This window comes from Serratia sp. NCCP-200, assembly GCF_059697885.1.
Genome location: NZ_BAAKUJ010000011.1, coordinates 53,157 through 70,821, shown reverse-complemented (window position 1 = coordinate 70,821; position 17,665 = coordinate 53,157). Strand labels below are relative to the sequence as shown.

Annotated in this window: 19 protein-coding genes; 9 read left to right on the top strand and 10 right to left on the bottom strand. The window is 54.5% G+C overall.

From position 1 onward, the window contains the following. The first annotated feature begins 653 nt into the window (after nt 1–653). The 8 genes from rpmH (at nt 654) to AC6HVW_RS24530 (ending at nt 7,389) form a co-directional block, all read left to right on the top strand. Nucleotides 654–794 (top strand): 50S ribosomal protein L34, encoded by a 141-nt coding sequence (gene rpmH / locus AC6HVW_RS24565; protein ID WP_004093983.1) that lies wholly within the window; start codon nt 654–656, stop codon nt 792–794. An 18-nt stretch (nt 795–812) separates the two neighbouring features. Beyond that, nucleotides 813–1,172: a ribonuclease P protein component gene (gene rnpA, locus AC6HVW_RS24560; RefSeq protein ID WP_004950547.1), complete on the top strand. Its 360-nt coding sequence runs from the start codon at nt 813–815 to the stop codon at nt 1,170–1,172. Beyond that, the gene (gene yidD, locus AC6HVW_RS24555; protein ID WP_025120915.1) at nt 1,136–1,393 is read left to right on the top strand and encodes a membrane protein insertion efficiency factor YidD; all 258 of its coding nucleotides are present in this window, start codon (nt 1,136–1,138) and stop codon (nt 1,391–1,393) included. Before rnpA ends, yidD begins: the two co-directional genes overlap by 37 nt. Before the next feature lie 2 nt (nt 1,394–1,395). Next, nucleotides 1,396–3,036, top strand: coding sequence for a membrane protein insertase YidC (gene yidC, locus AC6HVW_RS24550; RefSeq protein WP_021181397.1), 1,641 nt, complete (start codon nt 1,396–1,398; stop codon nt 3,034–3,036). A gap of 113 nt (nt 3,037–3,149) precedes the next feature. Further along, nucleotides 3,150–4,514 (top strand): tRNA uridine-5-carboxymethylaminomethyl(34) synthesis GTPase MnmE, encoded by a 1,365-nt coding sequence (gene mnmE / locus AC6HVW_RS24545; RefSeq protein WP_071682671.1) that lies wholly within the window; start codon nt 3,150–3,152, stop codon nt 4,512–4,514. A 255-nt stretch (nt 4,515–4,769) separates the two neighbouring features. Further along, nucleotides 4,770–5,489 (top strand): 4'-phosphopantetheinyl transferase family protein, encoded by a 720-nt coding sequence (locus tag AC6HVW_RS24540; protein WP_059199271.1) that lies wholly within the window; start codon nt 4,770–4,772, stop codon nt 5,487–5,489. Nucleotides 5,490–5,677: 188 nt separating this feature from the next. Next, nucleotides 5,678–6,244 carry an NADPH-dependent FMN reductase gene (locus AC6HVW_RS24535; RefSeq protein WP_071682670.1) on the top strand — a complete coding sequence of 189 codons (567 nt, stop codon included), beginning with the start codon at nt 5,678–5,680 and terminating at the stop codon, nt 6,242–6,244. Between the two features lie 92 nt (nt 6,245–6,336). Further along, nucleotides 6,337–7,389, top strand: a complete 1,053-nt coding sequence (locus tag AC6HVW_RS24530; RefSeq protein ID WP_071682669.1) for an alpha/beta hydrolase — start codon at nt 6,337–6,339, stop codon at nt 7,387–7,389. Between the two features lie 54 nt (nt 7,390–7,443). On the opposite strand, the gene AC6HVW_RS24525 is transcribed toward AC6HVW_RS24530, so the two are convergent. Then, complete coding sequence (locus AC6HVW_RS24525; RefSeq protein ID WP_059199273.1) at nt 7,444–8,781, bottom strand: NCS2 family permease; 1,338 nt, start codon at nt 8,779–8,781, stop codon at nt 7,444–7,446. Between the two features lie 212 nt (nt 8,782–8,993). Between AC6HVW_RS24525 and yieH the strand changes: the two genes are divergently transcribed. Continuing rightward, nucleotides 8,994–9,659, top strand: coding sequence for a 6-phosphogluconate phosphatase (gene yieH, locus AC6HVW_RS24520; RefSeq protein ID WP_071682668.1), 666 nt, complete (start codon nt 8,994–8,996; stop codon nt 9,657–9,659). Between the two features lie 47 nt (nt 9,660–9,706). Here yieH and AC6HVW_RS24515 read toward each other — a convergent pair whose 3' ends face one another. From AC6HVW_RS24515 to pstS, 9 genes are all read right to left on the bottom strand, one after another. Then, nucleotides 9,707–10,267, bottom strand: a complete 561-nt coding sequence (locus AC6HVW_RS24515) for a YagU family protein (RefSeq protein ID WP_024484700.1) — start codon at nt 10,265–10,267, stop codon at nt 9,707–9,709. Nucleotides 10,268–10,481: 214 nt separating this feature from the next. Then, nucleotides 10,482–11,222: an amino acid ABC transporter permease gene (locus AC6HVW_RS24510; protein WP_166733738.1), complete on the bottom strand. Its 741-nt coding sequence runs from the start codon at nt 11,220–11,222 to the stop codon at nt 10,482–10,484. 1 nt (nt 11,223) lies between these two features. After that, a complete protein-coding gene (locus AC6HVW_RS24505) occupies nt 11,224–11,949 on the bottom strand; it encodes an amino acid ABC transporter permease (RefSeq protein ID WP_166733737.1) in 726 nt (241 codons plus the stop codon). 70 nt (nt 11,950–12,019) lie between these two features. Beyond that, the gene (locus tag AC6HVW_RS24500) at nt 12,020–12,859 is read right to left on the bottom strand and encodes an ABC transporter substrate-binding protein (protein ID WP_024484697.1); all 840 of its coding nucleotides are present in this window, start codon (nt 12,857–12,859) and stop codon (nt 12,020–12,022) included. A gap of 167 nt (nt 12,860–13,026) precedes the next feature. After that, entirely contained in the window at nt 13,027–13,758 is a 732-nt protein-coding gene (gene phoU / locus AC6HVW_RS24495) for a phosphate signaling complex protein PhoU (RefSeq protein ID WP_024484696.1), read from the bottom strand. 12 nt (nt 13,759–13,770) lie between these two features. Continuing rightward, on the bottom strand, nt 13,771–14,541 hold the full coding sequence (gene pstB, locus AC6HVW_RS24490) for a phosphate ABC transporter ATP-binding protein PstB (protein WP_370454353.1): 771 nt from the start codon (nt 14,539–14,541) through the stop codon (nt 13,771–13,773). A gap of 53 nt (nt 14,542–14,594) precedes the next feature. Continuing rightward, nucleotides 14,595–15,485, bottom strand: coding sequence for a phosphate ABC transporter permease PstA (pstA, locus tag AC6HVW_RS24485; protein WP_071682665.1), 891 nt, complete (start codon nt 15,483–15,485; stop codon nt 14,595–14,597). 1 nt (nt 15,486) lies between these two features. Next, nucleotides 15,487–16,443 carry a phosphate ABC transporter permease PstC gene (gene pstC, locus AC6HVW_RS24480; RefSeq protein ID WP_021181416.1) on the bottom strand — a complete coding sequence of 319 codons (957 nt, stop codon included), beginning with the start codon at nt 16,441–16,443 and terminating at the stop codon, nt 15,487–15,489. 90 nt (nt 16,444–16,533) lie between these two features. Beyond that, nucleotides 16,534–17,574, bottom strand: a complete 1,041-nt coding sequence (gene pstS / locus AC6HVW_RS24475) for a phosphate ABC transporter substrate-binding protein PstS (RefSeq protein WP_021181417.1) — start codon at nt 17,572–17,574, stop codon at nt 16,534–16,536. Nucleotides 17,575–17,665: the final 91 nt, after the last annotated feature.

Here is a 17,665-nt window from a genome sequence, read left to right as displayed (position 1 = left end):
AGAAAAGAATCAGGCTACTTTTTTATAACTCATGATTTTTGACACACGCCCGGTATTGGCTGAAAAACCTGTAGGGTATGCGAACCGCCTTTCACGGTTTATGCCCTTAACGATCCTGTTTTGGGATCGCGATCGGAATGACGGATCATAGCGCAATCTGCGCAAGAGATCCTCCCCTTCATCACAGATTAGATCCATTTTATCCACAGCCCTTGAAGAGTGGCCAGTTTTTAATCAGTGCTGGATCGACACCGATGAGATCTGAGCCTGCGGGGCCGGGTTTTAGCGCCTTTCACAGGTTATACCTGGTTATCCACGCAGATCCTTGCAGAAAACACGCAGGATCGTACGGAGATCCTTGTGATTTACCCCCGAGTCCGTATAATCTTCGCCCACGTGTGATACCTGGTTCCTTAATGGTGAGTCATTTAGCCAAGACAGGATTCTGCGGTGACCACGGGCCAACACCGGATTTTACTCCGAATTGGCAGACAACCAGGTAGGCTAGCGCGATGTGAATTGACTCAGGACTGTACAATTATTACAATCCCGCCTCTTTATGTATTGCGATTGAGGCGTCGGTCATCTTCACGCCGAGTAGCCAAACGCATTTGACTTATCAGTATTTCATTTAAGTTTAGGTAGAAATCGCTATGAAACGCACTTTCCAACCGTCCGTACTGAAGCGTAACCGTAGCCACGGTTTCCGTGCTCGTATGGCCACCAAGAATGGTCGTCAAGTTCTGGCCCGCCGTCGTGCGAAAGGCCGTACTCGTCTGACTGTTTCTAAGTAATAAAAGCTAACCCGCTGAGTGGTTAAGCTCGCTTTTCCTAGGGAGTTACGTTTGTTAACTCCCACTCATTTCACTTTCGTCTTCCAGCAGCCACAACGGGCTGGCACGCCGCAAATCACCATCCTCGGCCGCCTGAACCAGCTGGGGCATCCCCGCATCGGTCTTACCGTCGCCAAAAAACACGTCAAACGCGCGCATGAACGCAACCGGATCAAACGCCTAACCCGCGAAAGCTTCCGTTTACGTCAGCACGAGCTACCGGCGATGGATTTTGTGGTGGTGGCCAAAAAAGGGATAGCGGATTTGGATAATCGTGCACTGACGGAAGCTTTGGAAAAATTATGGCGTCGCCACTGTCGCCAGGCTCCCGCATCCTGATCGGGCTGGTTCGGGCGTATCAGCTCGTACTCAGCCCGCTGCTTGGGCCACGTTGTCGCTTCCAGCCGACATGTTCTCATTACGCAATTGAGGCATTACGCAGGTTTGGCATGTTAAAAGGCAGTTGGTTGACATTGAAACGCGTATTAAAATGCCACCCTTTGAACCCAGGTGGCGATGATCCCGTGCCGCCGAAAACCGACGATAACAGAGAACACTAACGATGGATTCGCAACGCAATCTTCTCCTCATCGCTCTGCTGTTCGTGTCTTTCATGATCTGGCAGGCCTGGCAAGTGGACAACGCTCCGCAACCAGTAGCCACCCAGACCACGCAACAGACTGCGAACCCAGCAACCGGTGATGCCGCAAGTTCAGCTGTACCAGGCAGTGGCCAGGGTAAACTGATCACCGTTAACACTGACGTGCTGTCGCTGACCATCAATACCCGTGGTGGCGATATCGAGCAGGCTAAACTGTTGGCCTACCCGGAAACCCTGGGTTCATCGACTCCATTTACGCTGCTGGAATCCACCCCGTCATTCGTCTACCAGGCACAAAGCGGCCTGACGGGCCGAGACGGCCCGGATAACCCGGCAAACGGCGAGCGTCCTCTGTTTGAGGCGGCGCAGGATACCTTCACGTTGGCTGATGGCCAGGATGAACTGCGTATTCCGCTGACCTTTACCGGCAAAGACGGTTCGGTCTTCACCAAGACCTTTGTGCTCAAGCGTAACCATTATGCCGTTGGCGTGGACTACTCCATCGTCAACAAAAGCGCGACTCCGCTGGAACTGACCCTGTTTGGCCAGTTGAAGCAGACCACCGACTTGCCTAAGCATCGTGACACCGGCAGCAACAACTTTGCGCTGCACACCTTCCGTGGTGCGGCTTACTCATCCAGCGAAGACAAATACCAAAAGTATGCGTTCGACAAGGATGAGAATCTGAACGTCACCACCCAGGGCGGCTGGATTGCGATGTTGCAACAGTACTTCGCCACCGCGTGGGTGCCGCAGACTCAGGGCGTCAACACGTTCTATACCTCTAAACCAGGTACCAACCTGTCTGCCATCGGCTTTAAAGCTGAGCCAGTGATTGTGCAACCCGGCGCTGAGAAGCAGCTGAATGCTACCCTGTGGGTTGGCCCGGAGCTGCAAGATCAGATGGCCCAACTGGCACCGCATCTGGATCTGACCGTCGATTACGGCTGGCTGTGGTTCATCTCCCAACCGCTGTTCAAACTGCTGAAGTTCATTCACAGTTTCATCGGCAACTGGGGCTTCTCGATCATCATCATCACCTTCATCGTGCGCGGCATCATGTACCCGCTGACCAAAGCGCAGTACACCTCGATGGCCAAAATGCGCATGCTGCAGCCAAAACTGCAGGCGATGCGTGAACGTATCGGTGATGACAAGCAGCGTATGAGCCAGGAAATGATGGCGCTGTACAAAGCTGAGAAGGTGAACCCGTTAGGGGGTTGCTTGCCGCTGGTTATCCAGATGCCAATCTTCCTGGCCTTGTACTACATGCTGATGGGCTCGGTTGAGCTGCGTCATGCGCCGTTTATCTGGTGGATCCATGACCTGTCGGCGCAAGACCCGTACTACATCCTGCCAGTGCTGATGGGTGTGACCATGTACTTCATCCAGAAGATGTCACCAACCACCGTGACTGACCCGATGCAGCAGAAAATCATGACCTTTATGCCGGTGATCTTCACAGTGTTCTTCCTGTGGTTCCCGTCTGGTCTGGTGCTGTACTATATCGTCAGTAACCTGGTGACCATCGTCCAGCAGCAGCTGATTTACCGCGGGCTGGAAAAACGTGGTCTGCACAGCCGCGACAAGAAGAAAGTCTAGTATTGTTTTAGGCAACACCCGTAGGGGCCTGTGCCCCTACGACATCAGTCACGTTGCCAGTAGAGGCGGTCATTAGACCGCCTTTTTGCATATTGTCAGAGAGATAAACCGCTATGAACACCACCGATACCATCGCTGCTCTTGCTACCCCGCCCGGACGCGGCGGTGTCGGCATCCTGCGCATTTCTGGCCGCGGAGCCAAGGACGTTGCCCTGGCGGTACTCGGTAAACTGCCTAAGCCGCGTTATGCCGATTATCTGCCGTTCCGTGACGCCGAAGGCAGTACGCTGGATCAGGGGATCGCACTGTGGTTCCCCGGCCCCAATTCCTTTACCGGTGAGGACGTGCTGGAACTACAGGGCCACGGTGGGCCGGTGATCCTCGATCTGTTGCTCAAACGCGTGTTGGCGCTGCCAGGCGTGCGGATTGCCCGCCCTGGTGAGTTCTCGGAGCGCGCTTTCCTCAATGACAAGCTGGATTTGGCCCAGGCCGAAGCCATTGCCGATCTGATCGATGCCAGTTCCGAACAGGCAGCCCGTTCAGCCATGAACTCGTTGCAAGGTGCTTTTTCCCTGCGTATCCATCAGCTTGTGGAAGCGCTCACTCACCTGCGCATCTATGTAGAAGCGGCAATCGACTTCCCGGATGAGGAGATCGACTTCCTTTCGGACGGCAAAATCGAAGCCCAACTAAACGGCGTAATGGCCGATCTGGACGGCGTGCGGGCCGAGGCGCGTCAAGGCAGCCTGCTGCGTGAAGGGATGAAGGTGGTGATCGCCGGGCGGCCCAACGCCGGGAAATCCAGCCTGCTCAATGAGCTGGCAGGGCGTGAAGCGGCCATCGTCACCGACATAGCAGGCACCACGCGCGATGTATTGCGCGAACATATTCATATCGATGGCATGCCACTGCACATTATCGATACCGCCGGGCTGCGGGAAGCCAGCGACGAAGTTGAGCGTATCGGCATCGAACGTGCCTGGAACGAGATCGAACAGGCGGATCGCGTGCTGTTTATGGTGGATGGCACCACCACCGCCGCCACCGAGCCCGCCGAGATTTGGCCAGAGTTTATGGCACGTCTGCCTAACACCTTGCCGATCACCGTCGTGCGCAACAAGGCCGACATTACCGGCGAGGCATTGGGCCTGAGCGAAGTAAATGGCCACTCACTTATTCGCCTGTCGGCGCGTACCGGTGAGGGGATCGACCTGCTGCGTGAGCATCTGAAACAGAGCATGGGCTTCACCAGCAATATGGAAGGCGGCTTCCTGGCCCGCCGCCGTCACTTGCAGGCCCTGGAGCAGGCGGCACAGCATCTGGTGCAGGGTAAAGAGCAGTTAGTAAGCGCTTACGCAGGGGAACTGCTGGCCGAAGAGCTGCGCCTGGCACAGCAGGCGTTGAGCGAAATCACCGGGGAGTTTACCTCCGATGATCTACTCGGGCGCATCTTCTCCAGCTTCTGTATCGGCAAATAACCCAACGTTCAGATGCACGACCTCTTCAGCGTCAAAAGCCACGCATTAACTCACTGTTGATGCTTGGCTTTATTTTTGTCTCCGCCAAAGCCTGCCTCGCGAGGCCCCGCGCCGGACTCCTGCCACTCCGCTGTTTTTTCATTCAACAGAAGAATAATTAAGAAAAAGATCATGCGAATTCTTAATGAAAAATCTTAACGTAATGCTTACTCTAGCACTCCAGTTTTTTTATGAGCCTCGGTCATGGAGTGAACAATGGCTTGTCATTTTATCCGATGGGATGCGGTTGCAGAGCGTTTAGATACTCATCGGCTCCCTGAAGACCTGATCGAAAGAACTGCTCGCTTTTCCGTCAAGCGCCGCCGGCGTTTTTTGCAAGGCCGGATCCTGTTGGCCGAAATGATATTTTATTTGTATGGTATCCCGGTACTTCCCCCCATTGCTACGGCACCGACCGGGCGCCCGTGCTTTGCCGATCATCATCTACCTGACTTCAGCCTCGCCTATGCTGGCAATACCGTAGGCGTGCTACTGAGCCTGGAAGGCAAGGTGGGATTGGATATTGAGGTGATGCGCGCGCGGAGCCACAACCTGCTGCATCAATACTCCAGCACCACGGAGAACGCATGGATCGCGGCGCAGAACGACCGCTTGGAAGCCGAAACCCAGCTGTGGAGCATCCGCCAATGTGTGCTGAAACTGGCCGGCCTGGGTAACAGTGGCCAGAGTTTGCTGAATTTGCACCCTTTTTCCGGCCAATTACGCTGCAACACCCTGCCTAACGTGCACGTCATGAGTGATGCAGGGGAGTATCTCAGCTGGGCCTGCGCCCATCAGCCTGGCTTGGATCGGCTGATTTGCTGGCAATATGACGATAGCCAGGGCTTACAGAAATGTGGCGAAATTTCATCGCGTAACCCACCTCCCTCCACGCACTTTATGAAATTGACCAGCCTCGCATCTGTTACACGTTGAAAGCACCGATTTAACGTCTGTCTTCGGGGGAATATACAAAACAAAACTTTCCTTAACGCATGATTTACTGCTTTGAATTGTAAAAACAGATAAAGACTTAGCCTCTACCTAGGATACATCCCTTATTTGCCCTATTATCTGCTGGTTGTTCTAAGCTGAGTCTGTTCATCAGAAAAGGGAGAATCAAAATGTCAGAGCAAGCACTAAAGATCGTCACGCTACTGGGGAGCCTTCGTAAAGGCTCTTATAACGCCATCGTCGCACGCGCTTTACCTCAGTTAGCTCCTCAGGGTGTTACTATCGAAGCCCTTCCCTCCATCCGCGATATCCCACTGTACGATGCAGACCTCCAGCAAGAAGAAGGTTTCCCGGCCACGGTTGAAGCCATTGCCGAACAAATCCGTCAGGCTGACGGCGTGATCATCGTAACGCCAGAATATAACTACTCTGTGCCAGGTGGCCTGAAAAATGCCATAGACTGGCTGTCCCGTTTGCCTAACCAACCGCTGGCTGGCAAACCGGTGGCGATCCAGACCAGCTCAATGGGGCCGATTGGCGGCGCACGTTGCCAATATCACCTACGCCAGATCCTGGTGTTCCTGGATGCCATGGTGATCAACAAACCTGAGTTTATGGGGGGAGTGATACAGAATAAGGTAGATGAGCAGGCGGGTGAACTGGTAGACCAAGGCACGCGGGATTTCCTGACCGGCCAGTTGTCCGCATTCAGCGACTATATCCGCCGTGTAAAATAAGCTGCCAGGCGGCGCCCAGAGATAATACTATCGAAGGCGCCGTTTTACATCGTTTTCTCATTAATGTTATTGAAAAACAAAGTTATAAAATCATGCCTTTTTTTATTTTAGCCATCTTTTTGGCTTTTGCCACCAGTCCATTGTTTGCTGCACCCATGCTCTATCCTGAGGGAGAAGAGCCGCTAGAACTGCCTATCCATAGCCCGCTGAGTAAGCCATTACCTCGCTCAGCCTACAATCATGAGGATAAAAAAGCCGGCGCCACATCGCTATATCTGACGCTGATGCGTGAAGATGGCCGTAATATCTGGGCCCCCTTTCAACTTGCTGCCTCCTCGGCCGAACAGGGTCAGACCGAGTTAGCCGAACGTTATCTGCAACTTAGCGCCAAGCGAGGATTGTGGTATTACTACAATCTGCTGGAAGACGACTCGTTCAGCAGCATTCAGCAAAGTGACACCTACCGTTCAATTCTGGCCACCACCAAAGCGCGCTATCAGCAACACGCCGCAAAGTTTGAAGGTAAACCTCACTATGCCGTGCCGAGTGGCGAGCCCCCGGCCGGAGGCTGGCCAACCATCGTCTACCTCCATCCCTACGGGAAAGCCGCCACCATCATTCCAGAGGATCGGTTGCTGTTTGCCGAAGCCGGGGTGGCCTACATTGAGATAAACGGCACCCAGATGCTGGCGGAGGGGAGCTTTCGCTGGTCTAACTACAGCTCTACCAGCACCCAGAACGCCATTCAACGTACCCTGGAAAGCCTGGGCCCCAAGCTGAAGCTTAATCTCCAACAGGTTTACCTGACCGCACGTGGTCAGGGGGCGCTACACGCGGCTAACCTGATGGCCAATTACCCGCAGTTTTATTCCGGAGCGCTGCTGATTGCCCCGAAGGGCCGCCTCCTACCAGCGAAGCATTCACTGGCAGAAAACAAACGCATCATGATTGCCTATTACGATCGACAGAATTTCAACGATCGAGCGCTGGCTCTTGATTTTGCTGACTTGTTCAGAGGCAAAAATCAGGTCGAGATCGCCAATTTTGCCGAAGGGGAAGATAATATCGGTGGCTGGCAGACGCGGTATAACCGGCCTTTACGCTGGGTAATGGGTAGAGAACAGGATGCCTCACCCGGCGCTTGAGAGTAACAGGAGCTTACAACGGGGCGCAGCATGCTGCGCCCCGCGTAGCGGGCATTAATGCCCGTCAACGAACGCAATTTTCAGCACGAACAGCAGCGCCACCACGATCACGCAGGGGCTGATTTCACGCCAGCGGCCGGTGCCCAGCTTCATGATGCAGTAAGAGATAAAGCCCAGGGCAATCCCTTCGGTGATCGAGAAGCTGAAAGGCATCATGGCGGCGGTCACAAAGGCCGGAACCGCTTCGGTCATATCTTCCCACTTCACCCGCGCCAGGCTGGAAGTCATCAGCACCCCCACATAAATCAGCGCGCCCGCAGCAGCATAAGTTGGCACCATTCCCGCCAGCGGTGACAGGAAAATCACCAGCAGGAAGAGAATGCCTACCACCACGGCGGTCAGGCCCGTGCGCCCACCAACGGCCACCCCAGAGGAGCTTTCAATATAGGCGGTGACCGAAGAGGTACCCGCAAATGCACCGGCTACCGAGGTGATGCTGTCCACGTAAAGCGCCTGCTTCATACGCGGGAACTTGCCGTTTTCATCCGTCAGACCAGCCTTGTCGGTCACTCCGATCAGCGTACCCGAGGAGTCAAACAGGTTGACCAGCATAAAGGAGAAGATCACACCTGCCAGGCCGATATTTAGCGCCCCGGCGATATCCACCTGGCCGACCACGGAGGTGACGTCCGGCGGTAGGGAAAATACGCCGCCATACTTCACGTCGCCCAATGCCCAGCCGATCAGCGTGGTTACCACGATAGAAACCAGTACCGCCGCATGAATATTACGCGAAGCCAGCACCGCGATAATAAAGAAGCCCAAGGCTCCCAACAGTACGCTGTGGGAGGTCAGATTGCCTACCGCTACCAGCGTATCCGGGTTGGCGACCACGATACCGGCGTTTTTCAGCCCCATCATGGCGATAAACAGGCCGATACCGCTGGTGATGCCCACGCGCAGGCTCAGCGGGATATTGGCAATCATCCAGTAGCGGATACGGAAAATGGTCAGCAACAGGAAACCGATTGCGCCCCAGAAAATAGCACCCATGCCGACCTGCCATGAAATACCCATCGCGCCGACCACCACAAACGCGAAGAACGCGTTGAGGCCCATCGCCGGAGCCAGCGCCACCGGCAGGTTAGCCAGCAAGCCCATCAGGATACTGCCCAACGCGGCAACCAGGCAGGTGGTGACAAACACCGCCTGAGTGTCCATGCCCGCCGCGCCCAGGATCTGCGGGTTAACGAACACGATATACACCATGGTTAAAAAGGTGGTGATGCCGGCAATCGTTTCCGTACGTACCGTGGTGCCGTGCTGCTTGAGTTTAAACACGCGCTCAAGCAAGCCCTGATTGGCATCAAGGCTGAGGTCTTGTTTGCTCATTATAGAATTCCGAAGAGGGATTAGGACTGTCGCTGGCTATCCTATAACAAAAAGTCCGGGTTTTGACCTCGCTCACAGGTTTTTTTCGCCATCTTTACGGCTAAAACGGCCAACAAGTTGTATTTATTGAGATTGATTGCCAAAGAGGGACAATACGCGGCGATCCGGTTAAAGTAACAGCAGTCATGACTTAACCGAGGGCGCTTACCCCAATGAATCAGGTTGAATGTGTTTTATTTGATTGCGATGGCACGCTGGTAGACAGCGAAGTGCTGTGCAGCAAGGCCTATGTGCATATGTTTGCCCACTACGGTATCGAGCTGGCGCTGGATGAGGTATTTAAAAAGTACAAAGGGATCAAGCTCTACGAGATCATTGAGCGGGTTAACACCGAGCAAGGGGTCAATTTGCCCGCCAGCGATCTGGAGCCGATTTTTCGCCAGGAAGTGGCCCGTCTGTTTGATGCCGAGCTCCAGCCGATTGCCGGTGCACGGGAGTTGCTGGCACAAATGACTGCCCCGATGTGCACCGTTTCTAACGGCCCGGTGAGCAAAATGCAGCATTCGCTGGGGTTAACCGACATGCTGTCCTATTTTGATGACCGGTTGTTCAGCGGCTACGATATTCAACGCTGGAAACCCGATCCGGCCATCGTATTCCATGCCGCCCAACAGATGCAGGTGCCCGTAGAGCGCTGTATTCTGGTGGATGATTCCGTTGCCGGTGCCCAGGCGGGGATCGCGGCTGGCATCCCGGTGTTCTACTTCTGTGCCGATCCTCATAATCAACCGATCGAGCACCCGCTGGTGACGACCTTTGACGATCTGGCTCAACTGCCTGCGCTATGGCAACAGCGGGGTTGGCAACTTACCCGTTAAACCACGTTGATATTCAGCGGGGAAAATACCCCGCTGAACTTTATCGATTAACGATAAGATCCCAGCGGAACTTCGGCGTCAGGCTCATGGGTAATTCTGTTACGTAAGTCCCGGCGTACTATCTCAATCACCCAAAACCAAAATATATGCCCCAAAATTTCAGAAAGATACTCATCAAATGGCAGCATTGAAAGTGGGGGAGTCAAACCAAGCAGAGGGAAACTAATGCCATGCACGGCAACGGTGGCAATGATACCCGCCAACACCCCCTGCCAGAGTTTGATCTTTGGAAAAACTTCAGCAACCAAGCAGTAACCGATAGCAAAGACCAGCGAAAATATGACGTGTGTAACCATAACCGGGTTAATAATATGCTCAGAAAAGGTATATACCGTGCCGGTTGGATCTATCCCAAGATAATCTCTTAAAAAAAGGTAGGGCGGGTTAAATTCAGCCCGGCCATCACTCAGGGTTCTTGGCGGTAGCGGAACCTCAGCCCCCCATTTGACAAAAGCAGAGAGGATCCCGCCAATAATGCCAACAAACAAGGCAACGCCATACCGCCGCCGACTTGGTTCCGTTCTAATAAATAACGCACTAATTTTCATAATGATAACCATCCAATGAAAATATATAAATCAATCTTATTTATACTCTAAATCACTCGAGCTGCATGACAAAAACGCAATACATTGATCACAATCATAAATTTAACGTAAAGCGATAAGAAATCATTAGTAACCATAAGACATCAAGCCCCCAAACCATGCTAATTAATTAGCCAGGGTATAGATAGGGGCAACCATTCCTACTGTAGCCTGATTAACTAGCCGGTAGCGGCGGGCGATTACGCCACCAGCGCCAGCTGCGTTTCAGCGCTTTGGTCTGCGGGCTAAGACGTTTGTTCAGCCCGTTCGCCAGCACGTCCAGCGTCAGGCAGAAAATAAAGTAGACCAACGCCACAAACAGGAACACCTCCATCGGGTAAACCATGCTGCGGTTATTGACCTGAGTAGCCAGGAAGGTCAGCTCACCCACGCCGACGATGTACGCCAGCGAAGTGTCTTTAATCAGCGAGATCCACTGATTGATAAACGAAGGCACCATCATGCGCAGCGCCTGCGGCAAGACGATCATCCGCAGCACCTGCCAGCGGTTTAAACCGAGCGATAGCCCCGCCTGCCACTGTCCGGCACCGATAGCCACGATGCCCGCTTTTACCGCATGGGCCAGATAGGCCGAGGCGATCAACGCCAGCGCGCACACTACGGTGGTAATTTCCGGGATATCGACGCCAAACACGATTGGCAGCAGGAAGTAAGTCCAGAAAATCAGCATGATCACCGGGATGGCGCGGAAGAACCCAAGCACCATCGCCAACAATCCGGCCAGCCCCCCACGCGACATCGCCAGCGCGACACCCAGCAACGTGCCCAGAATTGCCGAAGCCAGCCCGGCCATCAGGCTGATCGCCAACGTCAACGCAGCACCGCCCAAAGGCCCGTCCGGGAAGGTGCCCCACAGCAGGTAACCCAGGTTTTCCTGGATAACGGTAAAGTCCATCTTAGTGCCCCCCCAGCGGTTTGCGCTGTTGACGCCACATGCCCCAACCTTCCAACAGGGCAATAATGGCGATATACAACACCGTTGCCACGCCAAACGCCTGGAAGGTTCGCAGGGTTTCGGTTTCCACCTGGCGCGATGCGTAAGACAGCTCAGCCAGGCCGATCGCCATGGTTAACGATGAGTTCTTAATCACGTTCATGTACTGCCCCAGCAGCGGCGGGAAAGCGATTTTCAGCGCCTGCGGCAACACCACATAGCGCATCGATTGCCAGCCGGTCAGCCCTAGCGCGTAGGCCGCATGCTTTTGCCCACTGGCGACGCCACGGATGCCGGAACGGATCTCTTCGGCAATAAACGCGGTGGAATAAAGCGTCAGGCCGAAGAAGCCTGCCAGGAATTCAAACGAGGGCCAGTCGAGAAAGCCTAACTGATGGGGGGTATTCAGCCATTGCATGGTGAAGGAGGGCAAGATTTGCCCGGCGGCGAAATACCAGAAGAACAGTTGCACCAGCAGAGGAGTATTGCGAAATAGCGCGCTGTAGGTCACCGCCAGCCAGCTTAAGGGGCGCAGGCTGCTGTCCCGCATCGCCGCCAGACCAAAACCCAGCAGCGTTGCCGCAAGCCCGGCACAGGCCGACAGCCATAAGGTCATCAAGAAGCCATTCCATAGCCAGCTCAGATACTGCGGCGCCAACAGCCAGTCTGAGAGTTGTTGCAGATTCATACGAGGTACTTCCCCTCACCCCAACCCTCTCCGCCACGGTACAAAATCAGGGGGAGAGGGAAAAGGGAGATTAGGCTTTAGGTTGCTGATCCAATGGGCCGATCTTGAAATCGCCACGCGGTTGGGCGGTTTTGGTTTCCGGGCCGAACCAGCGATCGTAAATCTTCACCGCATCGCCGTCTTTTTCCAGTTTGATCAAGGTATCGTTAACGGTAGCCGTGAGGCGATCTTCGCCTTTCGGGATACCAACGCCCTGATATTCTTTGGTGATGCTGAACGGAGAGATTTCAAAGTCGGCTTTTTGCGCGGCGGGCAGGTTGCCCAGCAGGCCAACCAGCTTGGCATCATCCTGGGTGATGGCCTGCACGTTGCCGTTACGTAGGGCAACAAACGCCAGTGGGGTATCGTCGTAAGAGATCACCTTGGCCGTTGGGTAGTGCTCACGCAGGGTAATTTCCTGCACGGTGCCTTTATCCGCGCCGATGCGCAGTTTTTTGATGTCTTCCGGGGTTTTCAGCACGCCCTTATGAGCAATGAATTTCTGGCCGGTAGCAAAATACGGCACGCTGAAATTCACCTCTTTGGCACGCTCGTCGGTGATGGTGAAATTGGCCGCGATCAGATCAACCTTTTTGGACACCAGCAAAGGAATGCGGTTAGCCGGGTTGGTGGCGCGCAGTTCAACCTTGACGCCCAGCGCCTTACCGATGGCTTCGGCCACGTCCACGTCATAACCCACCAGCTTTTTGCTCTGCGGATCGACATAACCAAACGGTGGGTTGCTATCGAATACCGCAATACGCACCACGCCGGCTTTTTGAATATCATCGAGTTTATCGGCATGTGCCACACCGGTGGCAAGGCTGGTCAGGCTGGCTAACAGAGATAAGGCTAAGACGCGCTGTTTCATGAAAGGCTCCCAAGTGATTGATGTCCCGCTGGCTGATAAGCTAGCAAGCCTCACTTAGGTCAGGAAATAATATTAAACGCTATAGTTATAACCTTTTTAACTTTGCGGTTTTTAAATGGCATAAAGGCGCCGTCTTCAGCGCCTTCTGGAGTAAATCACTGGTTGAATTACGCTTTTTTCTCGTCTTTACCGTCTGACAACAGTTTGTCCAGCGCATCGCCACCGATATGGCGGAAGTCCTGGCCTTTGACGAAGTAGAAGATGAATTCGCAAATATTCTGGCAGCGATCGCCGATACGCTCGATAGAGCGGGCACAGAACAGCGCCGTCAGCACGCTCGGAATGGTGCGCGTATCTTCCATCATATAGGTCATCAGCTGACGCACGATACCTTCATATTCCTGATCGACCTTCTTGTCTTCGCGGTAAATCCGGATCGCTTCATCCAGATCCATACGCGCAAAGGCATCCAGCACGTCGTGCAGCATCTGCACGGTGTGGCGGCCCAATGACTCCAGGCTGACCAGCAACGGCTGATGCTGGTGCGAGAATTTCTCCAGTGCGGTGCGACAGATCTTATCCGCTACGTCGCCAATGCGTTCCAGCTCGGAAATGGTCTTGATGATCGCCATCACCAGGCGCAGGTCGCTGGCGGTCGGCTGGCGTTTGGCAATGATGCGCACGCAGGCTTCATCGATCGCCACTTCCATCATATTGACCTTGGCATCGCCCTCAATCACCCGCTTGGCCAGTTCACCGTCCTGGTTATGCATCGCGGTAATGGCGTCGGTCAGCTGTTGCTCCACCAGCCCGCCCATGGTCAGCACCTGGGTGCGGATGTGCTCGAGTTCAGCGTTGAACTGGCCGGAAATGTGTTTGTTTAAATTCAGGTTATCCATGATGCATCCTAATCAACCATAGCGGCCAGTAATGTAGTCTTCGGTCTGCTTTTTCTGTGGCGCGGTAAACAGAGTGTCAGTATCGCTGAACTCGATCAACTCACCCAGATACATAAATGCGGTGGAGTCGGAACAACGCGCCGCCTGCTGCATATTGTGGGTCACGATCACCACGGTGTAGTCAGACTTCAGCTCGCTGATCAGCTCTTCAATCTTGCCGGTAGAAATCGGATCCAGCGCTGAGCAAGGCTCATCCAGCAACAGCACTTCCGGGCGAATGGCAATGCCACGCGCAATGCACAGACGTTGCTGCTGGCCACCGGACAGGCTGTAACCGCTTTGGTGCAGCTTGTCCTTGGTCTCGTTCCACAGTGCTGCCTTGGTCAACGCCCATTGGACACGCTCGTCCATATCCGCACGGGACAGCTTCTCGAACAGGCGCACGCCAAAGGCGATGTTGTCGTAAATCGACATCGGGAACGGCGTTGGCTTTTGGAACACCATGCCCACCTTGGCACGCAGCAGCGCGATGTCCTGGTTATCCGTCAGGATGTTTTGCCCGTCCAGCAGGATATCGCCTTCGGCACGCTGCTCGGGGTAGAGCTGGTACATCTTGTTGAAGGTCCGCAGCAGCGTCGATTTGCCACAGCCGGACGGGCCGATAAACGCGGTCACCTTGTTCTTAGCGATATCCAGCGTGATGTTTTTCAGCGCATGGAATTTGCCGTAGTAAAAGTTCAGATCGCGTACCTGAATTTTGCTGCTGGAAGTGGAGTCAACCATACTCATCAAGACTTCTCTCTTTTCACGGTGTCGCCTGAGCGGCACCTAAATTTTTATGAATGCTTTTTCTTGGCGAAAATCACACGCGCCAGGATATTCAGTAACAGTACGCACAGGGTGATCAACAGCACCCCGGCCCAGGCCAGCTGTTGCCATTCGGCAAACGGGCTCATGGCAAACTTGAAAATGGTGACCGGCAGGTTGGCGATCGGCTGCATCAGGTCGGTGCTCCAGAACTGATTCGACAGCGAGGTAAACAGCAACGGGGCGGTTTCCCCTGCTATACGCGCAATCGCCAGCAGCACGCCGGTGATAATGCCGGAAACAGATGCCTTCAGCGTAATGGCGGAAATCATGCGCCATTTCGGTGTGCCCAACGCATAGGCCGCTTCACGCAGCGTGTCTGGTACCAGCTTGAGCATGTTCTCGGTGGTGCGGATCACGATCGGGATCTGTAACAGAGCCAGCGCAATAATCCCGGCCCAACCGGAGAAGTGTTCCATCTTCGCCACCACCACGGTGTAAACGAACAGGCCCACGACGATCGACGGTGCGGATAACAGAATATCGTTGATAAAGCGGATCACTTCCGCCAGCCAGGATTTACGGCCGTATTCCGCCAGATAAATCCCCGCCATGATGCCCAGCGGAGTACCGAAGATGGTTGCCCACAGGATCAGCAAGCCACTACCGGCGATAGCGTTAGCCAGACCACCACCCGCCGTATTCGGCGGCGGCGTCATTTCGGTAAACAACGCCAGCGACATGCCGTCGATGCCCTTGGTGATGGTCGAGAACAGGATCCACACCAGCCAGAACAGGCCAAAAGCCATAGTCGCCATCGACAGGAACAGCGCCAGACGGTTTTTCTGCCGACGCCAGGCCTGCATTTTACGGCGGCTTTCCGCCAGTGCTGCCGGGTTTTGCATATCCATCGTTGCCATGTTAGCGACCCTCACGCTTGGCCAGGCGCATCACCATCAACTTCGACAGCGCCAGGACGATAAAGGTGATCACAAACAGGATCAGCCCAAGCTGCATCAATGCAGAGGTATGTAGCCCGGATTCCGCTTCGGCGAATTCGTTGGCCAGTGCCGAGGTGATGCTGTTGCCCGGCATATACAGCGAGAAACTGTCGAGCTGGTAGGTGTTACCGATAATAAAGGTCACCGCCATGGTTTCCCCCAGGGCGCGCCCCAGGCCAAGCATCACGCCACCGATCACGCCGTTTTTGGTGAACGGCAGCACAATGCGCCAGATCACTTCCCAGGTGGTGCAGCCGATGCCATAGGCTGACTCTTTCATCATCACCGGCGTTTGTTCGAACACATCGCGCATTACCGCCGCAATGTAAGGAATAATCATAATGGCCAGGATCACCCCGGCAGCCAGAATACCGATACCAAATGCCGGGCCGGAGAACAGCTCGCCAACGATCGGGATACCGGACAACACTTCCCCCACCGGGGTCTGGAAATATTTGGCGAACAGCGGGGCAAACACGAACAGGCCCCACATGCCGTAAACGATGCTCGGGATCGCCGCTAACAGTTCTATTGCGATCCCCAATGGGCGCTTGAGCCAGTTAGGGGCCAACTCGGTCAGGAACAGGGCAATACCAAAACTGACCGGAACGGCGATAATCAGCGCAATCACCGAGGTGACGACCGTGCCGTAGATCGGCACCAGCGCACCAAACTGCTCGGCTGGCGCATCCCACTCTTTGGTCCACAGGAAGGCAAAACCGAATTTCTGCATACTGGGCCAGGAGGCGATAATCAGCGAAACGATGATGCCGCCCAGCAACAATAGGGTAATCAGCGCCGCCAGTCTGACCAGCGCGCTGAAGATGATGTCACCGTTTTTACCCGGTGCTTTCATGGTCGGCTTGTACTCAGCCATAGATTACTCTTCTGTTTAAAGCTTGGAGGGCCTGGCACGCCAGGCCCCGACAGTCAGGTTGAGGCGCGGTTTTCCGCACCCCCTACGTTGTTAGAACAAGGCCTTACCGGAGCTGTCTTTGATGTTGGTCTTCCAGGCAGCACGGATTTGCTCAACCACTTCGGCAGGCAAGGCGGCGTAATCCAGTTCGCTGGCCTGTTTGGCACCGGTCTTGTAGGCCCAGTCAAAGAACTTCAGCACTTCTGCGCCCTGCTCAGGCTTCTTCTGCTCTTTGTGCACCAGGATGAAGGTGGTGGAGGTGATTGGCCAGACGTTGTCGCCTTTCTGGTTGGTCAGGTCCTGCGCGAAGGTTTTGCTCCAATCCGCGCCTTTGGCTGCGGCGCTGAAGCTCTCTTCGGTTGGGCTAACCGCTTTGCCATCGGCAGACACTAATTTAGTGTAGGCCAGGTTGTTCTGCTTGGCGTAAGCGTATTCAACATAGCCGATAGAGCCAGGCAGACGCTGAACGAACGCGGCGATGCCGTCATTGCCCTTGCCACCCAGGCCGGTTGGCCAGTTTACGGTTGAGCCTGCACCAATTTTCTCTTTCCACTGCGCGTTAGCCTTGGCCAGATAGCTGGTGAAGACGAAAGAAGTCCCGGAACCATCAGCACGACGCACCACGGCGATAGCCTGATCCGGCAGCTTGACGCCCGGGTTCAGCTTAACGATCGCCGGGTCATTCCATTTTTTGATGTTGCCCAGGTAGATATCACCCAGGGTTTGACCATCCAGAGTCAGCTCACCGGATTTGATGCCCGGAATATTCACCGCCAGTACCACGCCACCGATCACGGTAGGGAACTGGAACAGGCCGTCCGCAGCCAGTTTTTCATCGGACAGCGGGGCATCAGAAGCACCAAAGTCAACGGTGTTGGCGATGATTTGCTTCACACCACCAGAGGAACCGATCCCCTGATAGTTAACCTTGTTGCCGGTTTCTTTCTGATAAGAATCTGCCCACTTGGCATACACCGGAGCGGGGAATGTCGCACCTGCACCGGTCAGGCTAGCAGCAGCGAAGGCGGACACAGAGGCCAAAGAGAAAGTCGCTGCCACAATACTGGCGACGGTGGTACGCATCAGTTTCATAATCCCTCCTAATGGGATATTTCAAAAATCGACGTTGAGTCGTTTTCATCAGAGTAAGTATTGCTGCAGGAGGGAAAATAGGACAGTTTGG

What these genes read in the sequence shown, in the direction of transcription:
- rpmH (WP_004093983.1), top strand. Translation starts at nt 654, where the DNA reads ATGAAACGCACTTTCCAACCGTCCGTACTGAAGCGTAACCGTAGCCAC.
- yidD (WP_025120915.1), top strand. Translation starts at nt 1,136, where the DNA reads ATGGCGTCGCCACTGTCGCCAGGCTCCCGCATCCTGATCGGGCTGGTT.
- yidC (WP_021181397.1), top strand. Translation starts at nt 1,396, where the DNA reads ATGGATTCGCAACGCAATCTTCTCCTCATCGCTCTGCTGTTCGTGTCT.
- mnmE (WP_071682671.1), top strand. Translation starts at nt 3,150, where the DNA reads ATGAACACCACCGATACCATCGCTGCTCTTGCTACCCCGCCCGGACGC.
- AC6HVW_RS24540 (WP_059199271.1), top strand. Translation starts at nt 4,770, where the DNA reads ATGGCTTGTCATTTTATCCGATGGGATGCGGTTGCAGAGCGTTTAGAT.
- AC6HVW_RS24535 (WP_071682670.1), top strand. Translation starts at nt 5,678, where the DNA reads ATGTCAGAGCAAGCACTAAAGATCGTCACGCTACTGGGGAGCCTTCGT.
- AC6HVW_RS24530 (WP_071682669.1), top strand. Translation starts at nt 6,337, where the DNA reads ATGCCTTTTTTTATTTTAGCCATCTTTTTGGCTTTTGCCACCAGTCCA.
- AC6HVW_RS24525 (WP_059199273.1), bottom strand. Translation starts at nt 8,781, where the DNA reads ATGAGCAAACAAGACCTCAGCCTTGATGCCAATCAGGGCTTGCTTGAG.
- yieH (WP_071682668.1), top strand. Translation starts at nt 8,994, where the DNA reads ATGAATCAGGTTGAATGTGTTTTATTTGATTGCGATGGCACGCTGGTA.
- AC6HVW_RS24515 (WP_024484700.1), bottom strand. Translation starts at nt 10,267, where the DNA reads ATGAAAATTAGTGCGTTATTTATTAGAACGGAACCAAGTCGGCGGCGG.
- AC6HVW_RS24510 (WP_166733738.1), bottom strand. Translation starts at nt 11,222, where the DNA reads ATGGACTTTACCGTTATCCAGGAAAACCTGGGTTACCTGCTGTGGGGC.
- AC6HVW_RS24505 (WP_166733737.1), bottom strand. Translation starts at nt 11,949, where the DNA reads ATGAATCTGCAACAACTCTCAGACTGGCTGTTGGCGCCGCAGTATCTG.
- AC6HVW_RS24500 (WP_024484697.1), bottom strand. Translation starts at nt 12,859, where the DNA reads ATGAAACAGCGCGTCTTAGCCTTATCTCTGTTAGCCAGCCTGACCAGC.
- phoU (WP_024484696.1), bottom strand. Translation starts at nt 13,758, where the DNA reads ATGGATAACCTGAATTTAAACAAACACATTTCCGGCCAGTTCAACGCT.
- pstB (WP_370454353.1), bottom strand. Translation starts at nt 14,541, where the DNA reads ATGGTTGACTCCACTTCCAGCAGCAAAATTCAGGTACGCGATCTGAAC.
- pstA (WP_071682665.1), bottom strand. Translation starts at nt 15,485, where the DNA reads ATGGCAACGATGGATATGCAAAACCCGGCAGCACTGGCGGAAAGCCGC.
- pstC (WP_021181416.1), bottom strand. Translation starts at nt 16,443, where the DNA reads ATGGCTGAGTACAAGCCGACCATGAAAGCACCGGGTAAAAACGGTGAC.
- pstS (WP_021181417.1), bottom strand. Translation starts at nt 17,574, where the DNA reads ATGAAACTGATGCGTACCACCGTCGCCAGTATTGTGGCAGCGACTTTC.